The 15374-nt window shown below is 57.5% G+C and carries 12 protein-coding genes and 1 pseudogene; 6 read left to right on the forward strand and 7 right to left on the reverse strand.

Translation table 11 applies throughout. The features are described 5' to 3' along the window. Positions 1 to 902: TonB-dependent receptor (locus BT116_RS21320; RefSeq protein ID WP_256574485.1), on the reverse strand; the 902-nt coding region annotated here is incomplete at its 3' end. Positions 903 to 973: 71 nt separating this feature from the next. On the opposite strand from BT116_RS21320, the pseudogene BT116_RS30745 reads away from it, so the two are divergent. Beyond that, positions 974 to 1048: pseudogene (locus BT116_RS30745) on the forward strand (class I SAM-dependent methyltransferase); the annotation flags it as partial. 67 nt (positions 1049 to 1115) lie between these two features. On the opposite strand, the gene BT116_RS21325 reads toward BT116_RS30745, so the two are convergent. Together BT116_RS21325 and BT116_RS21330 are read right to left on the reverse strand one after the other, a co-directional pair. After that, on the reverse strand, positions 1116 to 2477 hold the full coding sequence (locus tag BT116_RS21325) for an MmgE/PrpD family protein (protein ID WP_072347003.1): 1362 nt from the start codon (positions 2475 to 2477) through the stop codon (positions 1116 to 1118). Between the two features lie 132 nt (positions 2478 to 2609). After that, a complete protein-coding gene (locus BT116_RS21330; protein WP_072347005.1) occupies positions 2610 to 2846 on the reverse strand; it encodes a hypothetical protein in 237 nt (78 codons plus the stop codon). 231 nt (positions 2847 to 3077) lie between these two features. Here BT116_RS21330 and BT116_RS21335 point away from each other — a divergent pair, with 231 nt between their 5' ends. Genes BT116_RS21335 through BT116_RS21350 form a run of 4 tightly spaced genes read left to right on the forward strand, consistent with a single transcriptional unit; the run spans position 3078 to position 7032 of the window. Then, entirely contained in the window at positions 3078 to 4355 is a 1278-nt protein-coding gene (locus BT116_RS21335; protein WP_072347007.1) for an FAD-dependent oxidoreductase, read from the forward strand. 14 nt (positions 4356 to 4369) lie between these two features. Then, the gene (locus BT116_RS21340; protein ID WP_072347009.1) at positions 4370 to 4969 is read left to right on the forward strand and encodes a hypothetical protein; all 600 of its coding nucleotides are present in this window, start codon (positions 4370 to 4372) and stop codon (positions 4967 to 4969) included. A 45-nt stretch (positions 4970 to 5014) separates the two neighbouring features. Further along, a complete protein-coding gene (locus tag BT116_RS21345) occupies positions 5015 to 6682 on the forward strand; it encodes an FAD-binding oxidoreductase (RefSeq protein ID WP_072347010.1) in 1668 nt (555 codons plus the stop codon). After that, positions 6679 to 7032 (forward strand): c-type cytochrome, encoded by a 354-nt coding sequence (locus BT116_RS21350; protein ID WP_083569173.1) that lies wholly within the window; start codon positions 6679 to 6681, stop codon positions 7030 to 7032. The genes BT116_RS21345 and BT116_RS21350 overlap by 4 nt, the downstream gene beginning before the upstream one ends. 549 nt (positions 7033 to 7581) lie before the next feature. On the opposite strand, the gene BT116_RS21355 is transcribed toward BT116_RS21350, so the two are convergent. The 4 genes from BT116_RS21355 to BT116_RS21370 form a co-directional block, all read right to left on the reverse strand. After that, positions 7582 to 10041 carry an efflux RND transporter permease subunit gene (locus tag BT116_RS21355; RefSeq protein WP_072347011.1) on the reverse strand — a complete coding sequence of 820 codons (2460 nt, stop codon included), beginning with the start codon at positions 10039 to 10041 and terminating at the stop codon, positions 7582 to 7584. Continuing rightward, complete coding sequence (locus tag BT116_RS21360) at positions 10038 to 11126, reverse strand: WD40/YVTN/BNR-like repeat-containing protein (protein ID WP_072347012.1); 1089 nt, start codon at positions 11124 to 11126, stop codon at positions 10038 to 10040. The genes BT116_RS21355 and BT116_RS21360 overlap by 4 nt, the downstream gene beginning before the upstream one ends. A gap of 65 nt (positions 11127 to 11191) precedes the next feature. Beyond that, positions 11192 to 12544 carry a DUF1329 domain-containing protein gene (locus BT116_RS21365; RefSeq protein WP_139209469.1) on the reverse strand — a complete coding sequence of 451 codons (1353 nt, stop codon included), beginning with the start codon at positions 12542 to 12544 and terminating at the stop codon, positions 11192 to 11194. 18 nt (positions 12545 to 12562) lie between these two features. Further along, a complete protein-coding gene (locus BT116_RS21370; protein WP_170845970.1) occupies positions 12563 to 14173 on the reverse strand; it encodes a DUF1302 domain-containing protein in 1611 nt (536 codons plus the stop codon). Between the two features lie 363 nt (positions 14174 to 14536). Here BT116_RS21370 and BT116_RS21375 point away from each other — a divergent pair, with 363 nt between their 5' ends. Further along, entirely contained in the window at positions 14537 to 15340 is an 804-nt protein-coding gene (locus BT116_RS21375; RefSeq protein ID WP_072347014.1) for an alpha/beta fold hydrolase, read from the forward strand. The last annotated feature ends 34 nt before the right edge of the window (positions 15341 to 15374 follow it).

Genomic DNA, 15374 nt, shown 5'->3' on the forward strand with positions numbered 1-15374 from the left:
ACCGCCTGGTTACCATCGTCGCGACCGCCGGTGGTGCCGCTAAGTTCGGCTTTGGTCCAGGTGGCGCCGCTCAGCAGGCGCAGGCCGTCCAGCGGTTCACCGAACAGGCTCAATTCCACGCCGCGATTGCGCTGCTCGGCATCCACCCGGTAGTAGCCGTCGCCACCGAGCACGCCTTGCGGCTGCTCGATGCGGAACAGGCTGAGGCTGCCGCCGAAGGTGCCCCAGTCGAGCTTGGCGCCCACCTCGGTCTGCTTGGAGCGATAGGGCGCGAACATCTCGCCGTTGTTGAGCGCGGCGGCCGGCGCGGTCGGGCCCTGTTGCAGCGACTCGACGCGGTTGGCATAGAGCGACAGGTACTCGGTGGGCTTGATCACCAGGCCATAGGCCGGCGTGGTGATACTTTCCTGATAGTTGGAGGTGCGGGCACCGCTGGCCGCGCTCCAGGCGTCGGCGCCGATGGATTGGCGGCGCACGCCAAGGGTCAGCAGCACGCGGTCGTCAAGCAAGCCCAGGGTATCGGACACCGCCAGGCTACGGTTCTGCACCTTGGCGGTGGTGTCCGGGTCGTGGATATCGCCGGAGACGCTGGTGGCCGGCGGCTCGGCGACGGGCTGGCCCTCGTACAGATTGCCAAAGCCGCGACTGCCCGCCGCGGTGTTCTCGAACGCGTTGCGCTTCTCCTGCCAGATACCGTTGGCGGCCAGGTTGATACGGTGGCTGACCGGCCCGGTGGCGAGTTCGCCGCGCAGCCCGGTGACGGCGCTGAGGGTTTCCTGGTCCAGCGGCGAATAGAGGCGGCCGATACGGGCGTCGCCATTTGCGCCGTAGACGTAGTTGGAGGCGTAGACACCGTTCTCCCGCGTGTATTTGCCGCCTGCGCTCAGGTGCTTGCTCCTCATCCAGAGTCAACAACGCCAGATCCAGATGCGGCAGCAGCCGTTGATGAGTGTCTGCCGCCTGCTGATGGTCAAGGCTGGCTGGGTTGCAGGAATCGCAGCATCCGCAGAGTGCGGTGCCGCAGTCGTTGTTGATGGTGGCTGAGTAAGGGCAATCGGTCACGTTGCGTTGAAAACCCCAGTACAGGCGCACGCCGCGTGCTTGCTTCGCAATGCTTACGCTCGAACGGTGAGTTTCATCAAAGCACCAGCATCCAAAGCGTGCTCGAATGACCACAGGGCATCTATGAGCATCCTGGTATCACAGCCCGAACGGCCATATTCGCCGAGTTCGCATAGTTTGATTTCAAGCTCATTATCGCTCAGTGGAGCCGCCAGGCTACCGTGTGCTACCTCTACCCTACAGACCTTCGTCTGGCCGGATTCAAGGAAAATGCGGATCTGTGCTGACTGCACCGAATAGTCCATGTCATCCAGGAACACGAGCTTGCGGTACAGCGACCGAACCTCTAGGTCAGAGACAGCGGCGTCACTGAATTGAGGGAGCCCTGCCTTACCCGTCGTCAGGGTGACCGCGACTGCATGTTGCGCGCTTACCTGTGATTCACGCCCGGAACGAATGTCTGGACGATCCGTTCGCTCACGCAGCAACGGATGCCCGGTCACCTCGATGCGGGATAAATCATCGATCGACCAATCCCGATCATGATAAAGAGCAATACACGCCTCGATCACTGGATTGAGCACAACGCCGCAAGGATAGGGTTTGTAAGTATTGGCCAGGAGTTCCCAGCGCTGGCCTAAGGAATTGATAACCCCTGTAAAATCCGGGTTATCCCCCATTACCCGTAGAAAACCGCGCTCGCCTTCAATGGGCTGCTCGGGTCCGGAAAACCCTTCCTTGGCCAACAATGCGGACAACAAACCATTACGCGCGGCGTTTCCGACACCGAGGCTTTTCGACATGCTCCCCAAGGTCTCGACCAATCCTGAGGATTGTGCACTTGCATTGCCCAGCGCCCATCCCACGCGTTGTGAGTCCAGTCCAAGCAGTTTAGCCGCTGCCGCTGCGGCGCCGAATACGCCGCACGTCGAGGTGATATGCCAACCACGCTGGTAATGCCCGGGCGAAATGGCCACGCCCAGCCGGCATGCGACTTCCACCCCTAAAATAAAGGCGAGCAGTAATTGCTCTCCTGTTATCTGTTGAGTCTCTGCCAAGGCAAACAGTGTCGCGGCAATCGGCGCGGAGGGATGAATGATGGTGGGGATATGAGTGTCGTCATAATCATAGACATTGGCGCTCATTGCGTTGAGTGAGGCGGCATTGAGCATGTCCGTCCGCAGGGTACGACCTATTACACTCGCTTGATTGGCAGCACTGAAACGCTCGAACACAGCGGCGGCCTTATCGATATCAGGATCGCCTGCCCCGGCCATGCAAACCGCGAAGTAATTGACCAATGCACGTTTTGCCTCATGCCGAACTGGCTCAGGGATATCTGACCAACAGGCGCACTCGATGAACTCGGATAACTGTCGCGTCAGGGCTGGTACTTGCATGTCGATGTCAGTCATTGCTGTGTCCCCGCTCAATCGCCGATTTTCGGAAAAGGGAAAACCGATAAAGTTTTCACCCATGTTCCGCGAGCCGGCGGAGAGCGGCACCTGCCTAAAGATAGCGGGAAGTGAACAGCATCATCGCGATGATCACGTCATACCACTCTCCAGGTCACTGAACAGCCGATCCAGCGGCCGGTTGCTCAACGCCTCCAGGCGACGAATCTCGCTGACCAATTCGCGCAATGCTTGCCGGTCGAAACGCACCAGCATCTGCCGTCCTGCACTCGCGCGATGGGCATTGCTGAAGAGGATGCTCAACTCTGCGCAATCCGGATCGAATATCACTTCGCTTGGCGACTGAACCTGAGCCACGGTAAATATCATGTGAATCGCTCCTGAAGACGGGGTGACCCAACAATGGCATCCCGCTCAGGGAGAACACCTACCAAAAGACAGTAAAAGACCGGATCACGGTCCAGCAGACCCCACTATCTTTTGGTAGGTGTTCCTCTCCTGCTCCCACTCCGACAATGACGCTACAGGTTCTGCCTGGTGCCTTTGAGCGAGCCTGGTACCTCGGCCAGACATAAAAACAATCAGCGTCCGGAGTCTGAAATGGTTACAGGAAAGCGTGTTGTCGTCGTCGGTGCCGGCCCTGCAGGTCTGGTGACAGCGCTGGGTTTAGCGCGCCAGGGTGCACGGGTTACGGTGATTGACCAGGAGCGTGACATTGTCCGGTCTCCCCGTGCCATGGTTTATCTGCCCTCCACCATTAAAGCCATCGATGAGCTGGGCTTGCTCGACGATGCCAAGGCGGTTGCGTCCTGGAGCTATGAATACAACCTTCGCTTCCCTCTGACCGGAAATATTGGCCGCCTCGATTATCACTGGATCGACGACCTGACGCCTTACGCCTATAACCTGCATTTCGGCCAGGACATTCTCGCCGACATCATCCTCAAGCATTTCCTTGAATTGCCCGGTGCGCAGATCCGTTGGGAAACCCAATTCACTGGTTTCGAACAGTCCACCGATGCCGTCCAGGTAAGTATTACCGATCCGCAAGGTCACCATCGTCTGGATGCAGACTGGCTCATCGGCTGCGATGGCGCCCGGTCGGGCGTACGTAAAGCAATGAGCGTCGAGTTCGAAGGCTTCACCTGGAATGATGTCTTCATGGCCACCAATGTCCTGTACGACTTCGAGAAATATGGGTATGTGCCGTCGACCATGGTCGCGGACCCTGACCATTGGAGCGTTGTCGCCAAGATCAATGACAACGGCCTGTGGCGCGTCGCCTATGGCGAAGATGCAAACGCGACCGAAGAGGAACGCATCGCCAGGATCCTGGCAAGATTCAAGCATATCCTTCCCGATCCGGATGCTCACTGTGAGGTGATCCTGGCCAATTCGTACAAGGTTCATCAACGTTCTGCCAGCAGCTACCGCGAAGGCCGGGTGTTCCTGGTAGGTGACGCCGCACATGCCACCAACCCGATTGGCGGCATGGGTTTCACCTCGGGCATCCAGGACGCCAGCATGCTGATCAGAACCCTTGGTGGCGTGATCAATGGCACCGTTGGCGACGATGCACTGGACTGGTACGCCTATGAGCGTCGTCGCTGCTTCCTCGAAATTGCCAACCCCACAGCGATCGAAATGAAACGCCGTACTCAGGAAGCGGACCCAGCCAAACGCATGGAAGACGAGGCGAATTTTTTTGCGTTGATGGCGAACCGAGAGATGTGCCGCCAGGCCATGACCTCTGTATTTCATCTCTCCGGGCGGCCTTACCAGGAAGACTGGCGCACCACGCTTCTCGTGCAAGACAAAGCCGGAAAAGGTCCTGCGGCGGGTGCACATGGTGGTGTGAACATTCCTGCAAAGCATTGAAAGGAATCAGCACCGTGAACCGCCGAAACTTTTTGAAGGCCGGCATTGCCGGCTCTTCACTGCCGCTGATAGCCCAGTTCGACTCCGCGGCGATTGCATCGACATTCACCGGCTGGGCCGGGATGCAACCTCGCTGGGTAATATCCGATCAACGCTTTGAAGCCAGTCGTCGCTATGGCGCCCAAGCCGTCAGCAGCGGCGCTCGACATCTACCGATCGATGGGGATGTAACGGCGCTCTGGGAAAAGCTCAATCGTGAGTGGCGCACGTCACCTGCTGTCATTGCGGGAATGACCGCTCGCCAGCCATTGTTCTGTATCGAGCAACTGGCACACGGCTACGGACTGCGGGTGGTGCTGCGCGTCGAGCATGCTCCGTCCGACACAGGTTCGATTCGTCACCTGATTCAGGCGCCCGCCTCCCAAATCGAATCACTTGCCGAACTGATAGCCAACCCTCAGGACTGGAGCGGGCGCCTGGCCAGACTGAGCACCTCATGCTCATGGCGACGCGGCCAGGGGCCTTGTATCGAACGTAACGTCCAAATGGCCCAGAGCACTCCCCTCCTCAGCGTCCCGTTGGTGAGCTGGGTCATCGCCCCCGCCTTTGCTTGACCGCATCAATAACCATAAAAACATTTCGCTTGAAGAGGAACCTACATGCGAACGCCACTCGGCATCAGTAGTCAGGATTTCGCAAAAGCCATCAAGGATTTCGTCGCAACGGTCGGCCAGGAGTGGGTCTTCACCCGTGACGAGGACCTCGACCTGTACCGTGACGCTTACTCGCCGTACTGGGGGGAGCCTGAAGAACGCATCGCCTCAGCGGCGGTGGCGCCCTCCTCAACCGAGCAAGTACAGCAAGTCATGCGCATCGCCAACCACTACAAAATCCCGGTGTATCCGATCTCTACCGGAAAAAATCTCGGTTACGGCGGGTCTGCACCCGTCTATTCAGGTTCAGTCGTGCTGGATCTCAAGCGCATGAACCGTATCCTTGAGGTAAACGAAAAACAGGCTTACTGCGTCGTCGAGCCTGGTGTCAGTTACTTTGACATGTACCAATACCTTCAAGAGAACGGCATCAAGCTGTGGATCGACGTTCCTGACCCAGGCTGGGGCAGCATGCTGGGCAATGCCATGGACCGAGGCGCAGGCTATACCTCCTCGCAATTTCGTAACCACTTTGATGCTCACTGCGGTATGGAAGTGGTGTTGGCCAACGGCGAACTGATGCGTACCGGGATGGGCGCAATGCCGGGCTCGGAAACCTGGCAGATGTACAAGTCAGGATTTGGTCCATGGATCGATGGCATTTTCAGCCAATCAAATTTCGGCGTAGTGACCAAGATGGGATTCTGGTTGATGCCCGAGCCTGAAGCGTTCCTCAAAGGGTTGGTGCACTTGCCACGGTACAAAGACTTGATTCCACTGGTGGACACCATGACTCACCTGGAAAACAGCAAGGTTTTCACCGGCTACCCTGATATCAACAGCCCGGTCCTGGGAACGCCCAGCCTGGCCGGGCTGCATGACTTTCTGGTGCATGGCCCGGAACCACGAGACGCGGAGTACATGGGCCTGCTGCAACGAGGAGCCAAGCCAGAAGAATATGAAGACTACGGCCTACGTAACAAGATCCCGTTCTGGAGTTGCGCCTTTACTTTCTATGGCCCGGAGAAGGTTATCCGTGCTCAATGGGAACATGTCCAGGAGCGCTATCGGGCGGTGACGCCCGACGCAAGCTTCGAGGAAAAAGAGTTCTACACCCTTCCCCTCGATGAAGAGCAAAAGAAAAAGATTCAATACCCGGCACAATTCGGTATTCCGAACCTGCGGACCTTTGCCATTGGCGCCCGCTCGGCGTGGAACCCGGCACCGCCTTCTGACGGTCATGCCTGGTTCTCACCGATTATCCCCCGCTCTGGCGAAGCCATCCTGAAGATCAATGAGGTGCTGGGCAAAGCTGCGAAAGAGTTGGGTATCCCGATGATTTTCGCCATGAACGTTCCGGTGCCGTCCTGGGAGCGCTCATTTGTATTCATCATTCCGTTCATGATGTCAAAGGACAAAGCCACCAATAAAAAGTCCCGCGATGCGTTCCGCAAAATCATCAGGATTGCCGCTGAACATGGCTGGGGGGAATACCGTACCGCCGCCTCGTTTCAGGGTGACGTCATGGATACCTATTCCTTCAATGACCATGTCCTGTTGAAGTTTCACGAGACGCTCAAGGATGCGATTGACCCTAACGGAATTATTTCGCCCGGCCGATACGGCATCTGGCCGAAGAACTTGCGCAACAACAAGAAGAGGGCCGCGCAATGAAGTGTCTCAGGCAAACACTGCTTTGCATCACGCTCGGTTGCGTCGTGGGTGCTGCCTGGGCTGATCAGGACCAACAAGGCAAAAAGGTGTTCGATAAATGGTGCGCAGCCTGCCACGCGCCCGGTGATCAGACACCCGGCACACTGGCGTTGAATGCAAAATACAAGGGGGCGATTCCTGCCGCTCTTGAAGACCGCCAGGATCTGTCACCTGCGATGGTTACCTACTTCGTCCGTCACGGCATTTCAGTGATGCCGTTCTTTCGCAAGACTGAAATCAGCGATGCCGAGCTGGAAACGTTGACTCGTTACCTGCAAAAAAAACCACCTGAATCACCTCAAAAGCCTTGAGCTGCGAACCTCCGTCGTCACACGCCGGAGGTCCTTCAGGCCTCATCCGGGACTGATACGGGGATCACCCCGAACAGTCCACCGTTCACAACATCACTGGCTATCCCTCAAGCGTTACCGCTGTGTTTGAACGACACAGGCAAAAGCCCTGCGTGCGCCCGCCCAACTGCTCCCGCCGTCATCCATACCTTGATGATCCGGTCTCTTGGGCTCAGCCCAGTTGGAAAATGAAAATGCGCAGACCTGCAACACCAGGTCCGCGCATAGCATGATGCCTGCTTCACCACTCTGGGCTCTGAAGCCCTATCGTTCGAATGTCATGACCATCGTGGCTCTATTGCGGCCACCCCTTGAAGCCAACAGGAAGGAAACAGGGTACGTTGATTTCTTGACAGCTCGCCAGGTACGAAACGTTTTGCCGTGGCTCCTGACTTGCGACCCAGAAAGGGAAAGCAAGGACCGCCAAGGCAAGGAAAGTCAGGATCATTTTTTTTATTCTCATCCTCTGTCTCCTGGTAACGGTTGGCCGGAATAGCCGGCCAACTTCAGCTAGATGCCTGATTCAGCAAGGCACCTTTCGGGGCGCTGTGTATCGGGGCGATGGGTTGCCTGGTACGCAGGGTCTTCTCGTGACAAGCCTGGATCATCGGCTTTCGCACTTTTCAGCAGAAAGGTTGCCAGGCCAGGCAGCAGAATCAGCGCGCCAAACATGTTGACCACGAACATGAAGGCCAATAGCAGGCCCATGTCGGCCTGGAATTTGATGGGGGAAAACATCCAGGTGGCCACGCCGGCAGCCAACGTCAGTCCGGTCAACATCACCACTCGCCCGACAAACAAAAGGGATCGGTGGAAGGCTTCCGAAAGCGAACCGCCCAGGCGCATCCAGGCAAGCATTACACTCAAGATGTACAGCGCGTAATCAATGCCGATGCCAACACCGAGTGCAGTCACGGGCAACGTAGCGACCTTCAAGCCAATGCCGAAGATCACCATCAGCGCTTCCGCCAGAATACTGGTGAGCATCAGTGGCAGGATCGCCACCAATACCGCTCGCCAGGAACGGAACGCCAACAGGCTGAGCAGAATGACCGCGATGTACACGCCAAACAGCATCAGGTAATTGTTGTGTTTAACCACCTGATTGGTCGCCGCCTCGATGCCGGCATTACCCGCCGCCAGCAAGAACCTGACCTCGTCGGTATTGTTTTTAGCGGCGAACGCCTCGATCGTTTCCACCGTCCGCTGCAAGGTGGCGGCCTTGTGGTCAGTCAGGTAGGCATAGACGGTCAAGAGATTGCAGTCGGCGTTGAACATCCCTCGCGGCGCCTGAGTCATGATTGAATTCAGCACGCTCTGATTAGGCACAATCTCTGCCCATTTCATGCTGCCTTCATTGAATGCCGACCCCATCTGTCGCGCGAGGTTGGCAAATGAACTGCTGGCCTCGACTCCCGGGACTTGCCCAAGCTGAGTTTGCAAGTCACGGACCTTGGTAAGGGTTTCATAATTCGCGCACTGATCCGGCGGCGTCGTCACCATTACCGCCAGCACATCGCTGCTGGTCGCGTAGTTGGAGGTCAGATAGGCGTTGTCCTGGTTGTACCGGGAGTCCGCCCGCAGCTCTGGCGCACCCGCGTCCAGATCGCCCACTTGCAGGTGCGAAGCAATGATCAGACCGCCGCCCGCCAGTATCAATGCCGTGATAATTGCCCCTGCCGCCCAGCGTGGACGGGTGAACAGATCAAGGATTTTCCACAGCAGACCACTGTTGCCGGACAACGCATCCTGTTCCTGGCGTAGCGCACGCTGTGCAGCCGACGGGCTGACGCCGGTAAACGTCAGCAACACCGGCAACAGAATCAAGTTGGTGAAGATCAGGATGGCAACACCGATACTGGCCGTGATCGCCAGCTCACGGATCGCCTGGATGTTCACCATGAACAGCACCGCGAACCCGACAGCATCACAGACAAGCGCGGTAAAACCCGCCATGAACAAGCGTCGAAAGGTGTTGCGCGCGGCGTAAGTGCGATGCATGCCGCGACCGATATCCTGCATGACGCCATTCATTTTCTGCGCACCATGGCTCATGCCGATGGCGAAGATCAGAAACGGCACCAGGATCGAATAGGGATCGAGCCGAAAACCGATCATCGGCAGGATACCCAACTGCCACACCACGGCAATCAATGAACAGGCCACCACCAGCAAGGTGCTGCGCAAGCAACGGGTAAACCAGTAGACCATCACTGCCGCGATCAGCACCGACACGCCAAAGAACAACAGGATCTGGGTCAGGCCGTCAATCAGGTCGCCCATGACCTTGGCGAACCCGACGATACGGATGTCTACACCTTCGGTTTCGTACTTCGCACGAATGGTTTCAAGTTGCTTGGATAGCGTGCCGTAGTCGAGCGCCTGCCGAGCCTGGGCGTCGTAATCGAGCAGCGGTACCACGACCACCGATGACTTGAAGTCCGATGCAACCAGGCGCCCGATCTCACCGGAGCGAAGAATATTCAGGCGCAGTTGTTCAAGGCTGCCTGTGCTGCCGTCAAAACTGTCGGGCATGACCGGTCCCCCGTCGATGCCCTCCTCGGTCACGGCTAGCCAGCGCGTACTGCGAGTCCACAACGACTGCATGTAAGGGCGCTCGACACCGGGCACCGTGAATAGCTCGTCACTGACACGGCGCAGTACATCCAGGTAATGCGGCGAAAGAATGGTCGGCCCCTGGGTCGCCACCACCACGCGCAAGGTGTTACCCAGACCTTGCAACTCACCTTCGTGAGCCAGGTAATTCCGGATATAAGGATGGGCGTTAGGAATGACGGCCTTGAAACTGGCGTTCAGATCCAGGTGACGTGCCTGGTACCCGAGAAAAAGTGTGGCGATCAGGCAAATCAGCACCACCAGTCCACGGTTATTGAAGAGCAACCGCTCCAGCAAGGTGCCTGCTTGCGGATCAAATTCGGAAGGTTTGCTTGGCTGAGTATCGACTTTCACGACTCTGTCCTTTTCCCAAGGCTGACGACTTGCGCGCCCTGCGGGCCGACGACCAGAATGTCGCGAGCCGATACCGGCACAATGGCGGCGGCAGGTAGCGCGCGTTGTTCAAGCAGCGTGAAGGTCTCACCTGCATCGCGGCTGCTGATCAACTGACCATTCTCGGCGGCCAGTATCAACGTGCCGTCCTCCAATACCGTCCCAGCCTGGATAGACGCCGAGACAGGGCTGGTCGACAGGGTCCAGGTGCGTCCTTGATCGAGGCTGCGCACGACATTGCCACGCAAGCCGTATGCGACGAATGCACCGTCGTGCAATGCCTGAACACCAAACAAGGTGCCCTCATAGGGTTGCTCGACCGACGTGAAATCGCCTTCGTCCAAAGAATGTAGCGCCAGGCCTTGCTCGCCCACGGCCATTGTGGAGCTGTCGCTGCGACTGACGCCGTAGTAATGCAGCCCCGTTGGATTGGCAAACGCCTGGCCTGCTACGCGCCAGTGCTGACCACCATCTTCGCTACGAAATGCGGCGCCGAATGCCCCCAACACCAACAGTCGCCCCGGACCTTCGATGGCCAGAGACAAAAAGGGCTTGTCAGGTCCGTCCGCGACCAGGTTCTGGGCTTGTACCAGGGCCTTTTGTGCGGCCTCATCAGCATCCTTTACAACGCGCTCCTTGGCGTCCTGCAAGACCAAGTCAGCGGCCTCCACGCCATCGAGTTGGCGGGTCCAGGTTTCACCACCATCACGGGTATGCAGGACCACACCCAGGTGACCAATCGCCCAGCCTTCCCTGGCATCGGCAAACGCCACGGCCGTCAACAGCACGCTGACCGGAACCTGGCCCTGGCGCCAGCTGGTGCCCTGGTTGTCGGAAAAGATGACCAATCCGTTTTCTCCCACCGATACCCATCGACTACCGGCCAATGCAGCGCCCAATAAGTAAGCATGTTCGGGATGGGCAATCGGCAAGGCAGGTCGATCCAGTACTGCCGGTCTTGGGGATTGCGCATGAGCGAAAAAAGCCACCACGCTCGCACTCGCCACCATGCCCCTTAAAACCGCCATGATTCGATTCGAGAACATAAATCACACTCCAATGGAAACTCTGCCCGGGTCGACCGGAAAGTGCCGGTCGACCACTGCTCACGTCAGCGCAGTGCGCTTTGGGTCAGCGATTCAGCAGAAAAGAAGGAGCGTGGTTTCGGCTCCACCGGGGTGTAATGGTCGATAAAGCTACCGATGGTGTAGGCCTGCTGCTGGAAGTCGGTGTTGTTGAAAGGCAACGCCAGCACGCCAGGCAGGTCGTAATTGATCCCGGTGTATGCCATCGCACCGCGATAGAGTTTGTTCTGCGAGTCCCACAGATCGGTCATCACGATGTTCCAGCTGTCTTCGTCCATGTAAAGCTTGCGACGTGGCACAGCGTTACGTACGCCCGGGCGCAGCGTCCCCTCCACTTCCCAGACCCGATGCAGTTCCCAACGAACCAGTTTTGGATTGACGAAGCCGGGGCCGAACGCATCTTCAGGTTTGGCGGCCAGCAACTTGTTGGTGTTGTAAGGGATGTAGAGCTCTTTTTTGCCGACAAGCTTCCAATCGTATTGCTCCGGGGAACCGAAGAAACCATACGCCTCATCGAACTGCATCATGCCCGAGACGTAGAAGTTCGGCGTATCGAACTGGACGTTCGGCAGTTTGCGCACGCGACGCTGGCCTGGCATGTACTGCCACGATCCTGGCTGATTCTTTTGGAAATCCGTTGGCCAGATCCCGACCAACGCCTCGCCCGCACTACGTCCAGGAGCCGTCGTCAACGCGCGGTGCCATTGCCAGAAGCCGTCAAAGTCTTTCTCGCCGCCGGGCAGGTGGTAGCGATACAGATCATCGATCTGAATCGACGAGGTCAGCGAACGACGGCCACTACCGTCCACCATGTAGAGGCTGATCTGTTGTTCGATCGCCGTGCCTTTCCAGGACAGGAAGTGGTTCCAGAGGACCTCTCCTCCAGTTTTTGGAATCGGGAAAGGTGTGCCACCATAGGCCCCGGAAACAGTTTTCACATCAGGACTCAGCTGTGCCGAGAGCGCATTTTTGGCGGTGTAGTCGTAAAACCACTTAGGTGCCGAAGCCGTCCGGTGAGTGGGATAAACTTCGATATTGAAATTGGGATAGGTGGTCATCAGGCGCTGGACGCTTTCAGTCAACCGGCCCTTGTACTGCTCCATGTTCTTCGCATCGATCGTCACGACCGGCTTCTCATTTGGAAACGGGTCGATGTCCATCTTGCCTTTCTTGTGATCAGGTGGTGCTTGAGTAAGGCCACCCGTCCACGCCGGGATACTGCCATCGGCGTTGGCGGCTTGCTCTGCCCCCACCGGTGTCAGGCGCTTGCCAAGCTCGGCAGCCTGCTCGGGACTTACGGCGGACCAGACTGGCATGGCGCAGAGCGCTTGAGCCAGGGAAATCACCGCCATCACACGCATGGTTTTATTCTTGTTCACGGTTTAATACCCATCCAGTTAGAAGGTTCGAGTCACAGACGCCATCACGAAGTCACGACCGGTGTAATAGTTGTCCCCCTCACTGCCAAAGAAATGGGTGGCATTCAGGCCGATCTTCCAGTCCTGTTGGTAAATCCCCACGATACCCACCGAAACGTCGCCGCCCTGGTTCGAGCCATAGTTGTTAAACGCGGCGGCGACGGGTGATTCCCCCTTAAAGTTGTAGCCCAGGCCAATCGGCACTTGCAGGTCGAGCCCCGGCGTGACCTGGTAGTAATCGAAGGTCGCGACACCGCGCATGCCATAGGCGATGTCATCCAGGCTTTGATCGCGCTGGTCGCCGTTGCGCAAGGTCCTCATCAACTTGTGACCGGCCAACTCTCCGGCCAGCGATACGTTGTCCCACAGCGGACCGGCACTGCCCACATAGATCGCTGAGAGCTGCGCATGCAGGGTGTCACCGGTGACATCAGGATCCAGCACGTTGCTGGCGGCACGCAGTGCAACACCATGGCGATAAGACATTTCGGCCCCGACATTAAGCTGGCCGAAAGTCATGTTGGCGCTCATGCCATACAGCTCGATTTTTTCCTGGTATCGCAGGTGGTAGGAACCTATAGAACCCGACTGCGGATCGAAACCGCCGGACAGTTCGGTCACGACTTGAGGCGTCTTGTCGTTGTAGCGAATCGCATAAAAGCCAAGGTCGAGATTCAGATCCTCCGGGCGCCAGCGTGCCGAAAGACCGAACTGTCCGGCGTCCGGATGTTCGTCCTTGCCATGGTAGAGATACGTGCCGGGGGCCGCGATGATTCGTTCCCCCCCTTGGTCCAGAATATCTACCGAAGACATATAACTGCCTACTGGAGGAATACGCGTCTTATCCCACTCGAACTGGTAGAAACCCTCGATAGTCCAGGCGTTGCCTAACAACATGCTTCCGGAAATTTGCTTCGTGGGCAGAAACAATTCCTGAGCCTTGGTATTCGGTACCGTCAGGGCTTTGTAGGCATCCACCGGCGCCATGGCCGCCGCAATGCCGTTATCGGTAAAGAACAGACTCTCCCCCCAAAGCAGTGTGTGCTGTCCAAGTCGCACGCTCACCGGTATGTCGCCCGGGGTAAATTGTCCGGAGACAAACGCGTTCATCACCTCGATGTTGCGCCCCGCCCATTGTTTGGTTTCTGAAGTGAATTCGTCGTGATCGACTGAATAAGGGTTGAAGGTGCCAGGCGAGTCATTGTCGTTATGCGACATGTACGCCTGGTCATACCAGGCGGCGGCGCTCAAGCTCAAACCGAAGTTTTGATAACGCGCGTTGAATTCGCTGAGGAAATCGAAGCGATTCATCATGATCGAACCGCGATCAAAGTTTCGATCCGCATCGTCCGTGTTGGCGTTCGCCAGGTTGTGATCGTTAGGAGAACTGAGCCGTGACCCGAGGGAATACTTGATCGTGTTGCTCCAGGTCGCGTCGATCTCCTCACCTATCTTGAATTGATCGGCCTGAGCGCAACCGATCCCAAGGCCTGCGGCGACTGCAATGCCCAGAGCCGCTTTTTTGCAGAAAGGTACAGCTGGGTTAAGCACAGCCGCGGATGCGCGGACAACGCCTGCTTCGGATTTCATTATTGTTGTTCTCCGGTCTTGTTGAGTCGACCTTCGTGAAGATTGCCCGAAGGGCGCACGCCCGTTAGTCATTTCCCATCAGCCAGCAAGGTTGGCTGTAGGCTCAAACTAAAGAGCCCGCGACAGGCGAACACCTATCCAAAGATAGAGTCATGACTATCGCGAGAGAGATTGGGAAATCAGGTGCTCAAGCCGGGCTGCCCCAACGCAAAACCAACGTCCAACCGACTGACTTGACCCTGCCGGACCGAAACATCCAACGCTATCCAACGATAGGTGACCATCCACACGAATAGAGGAAGGCTGGGTAAAAGCTGCCGCTTTCCCGGCAGAGGCCTATCCAAAAAAACACAGGAGCCTCCCATGTCACAACAACCCTGCGGTGATCGTCGCGTTGAACATACCGGCTATCACCGCCAGAACTACCTGATCGACGGCTGTGAAACAACAGTCTTCCGAGCCGGCACAGGCGCCCCCCTGGTATATCTGCATGGCGGTGGAACCTGGCATGGCCTGGCGTTTGCCGAAGGCTGGAGCGATCACTTTGAAGTCATCCTTCCGTACCATCCAGGGTTTGGATCCTCCGGCGACAATCCGCGCATTTCATCCATGGCCAATTACGTCGAGCACTATGCAAAGCTGTTCGATGCCATGGGCTTGAACAGCGTGAACCTGGTGGGTTTTTCGTTTGGCGGTCGCCTGGCAGCGGAGTTCGCCGCGGGACATGGCGACCGAGTGGAAAAACTGGTGTTGGTAGCACCGGCAGGACTGGATGTGCCCGAACACCCGCAGCCGGATTTCATGACCATTGCGCCCGAGGACATCGTCGGTTATCTGGTGAACGACCTGAAAACGCTGCTGCCTTACCTGCCCACCGGGCCGGACGAAGAGTTTGACGCAATGCGTATGCGTGAGGGTGGCACGGTGGGCAAGATGCTCAGGGGCGGACACCTCGTCAACCCGCAGATGCCTGCCCTGCTCGAGCGGATCAACGTGCCGGTACAACTGATCTGGGGACAACAGGATCGCATCGTGCCGCCGGGTCAGGCACCGTTCTGGCAGCGATTGCTACCCGGCTCAGACCTGCATGTATTCGACGACGCCGGTCATCTGGTCTTGGATGAATCGGCCGATGCCCGGCGAGCGATAGTCAAATTCCTGAAGTGAAATCGCAAATGTAGACGGCGCAGTTGCGCCCACA

The sequence above is a fragment of the Pseudomonas sp. NFACC16-2 genome, assembly GCF_900119205.1.
Classification (GTDB): Bacteria; Pseudomonadota; Gammaproteobacteria; order Pseudomonadales; family Pseudomonadaceae; genus Aquipseudomonas; species Aquipseudomonas fluorescens_Q.

Excerpts from the sequence above, each read along its gene's own strand:
- BT116_RS21375 (WP_072347014.1), top strand. The coding sequence starts at position 14,537 with ATGTCACAACAACCCTGCGGTGATCGTCGCGTTGAACATACCGGCTAT.
- BT116_RS21360 (WP_072347012.1), bottom strand. The coding sequence starts at position 11,126 with ATGTTCTCGAATCGAATCATGGCGGTTTTAAGGGGCATGGTGGCGAGT.
- BT116_RS21325 (WP_072347003.1), bottom strand. The coding sequence starts at position 2,477 with ATGACTGACATCGACATGCAAGTACCAGCCCTGACGCGACAGTTATCC.
- BT116_RS21330 (WP_072347005.1), bottom strand. The coding sequence starts at position 2,846 with ATGATATTTACCGTGGCTCAGGTTCAGTCGCCAAGCGAAGTGATATTC.
- BT116_RS21350 (WP_083569173.1), top strand. The coding sequence starts at position 6,679 with ATGAAGTGTCTCAGGCAAACACTGCTTTGCATCACGCTCGGTTGCGTC.
- BT116_RS21345 (WP_072347010.1), top strand. The coding sequence starts at position 5,015 with ATGCGAACGCCACTCGGCATCAGTAGTCAGGATTTCGCAAAAGCCATC.
- BT116_RS21335 (WP_072347007.1), top strand. The coding sequence starts at position 3,078 with ATGGTTACAGGAAAGCGTGTTGTCGTCGTCGGTGCCGGCCCTGCAGGT.
- BT116_RS21370 (WP_170845970.1), bottom strand. The coding sequence starts at position 14,173 with ATGAAATCCGAAGCAGGCGTTGTCCGCGCATCCGCGGCTGTGCTTAAC.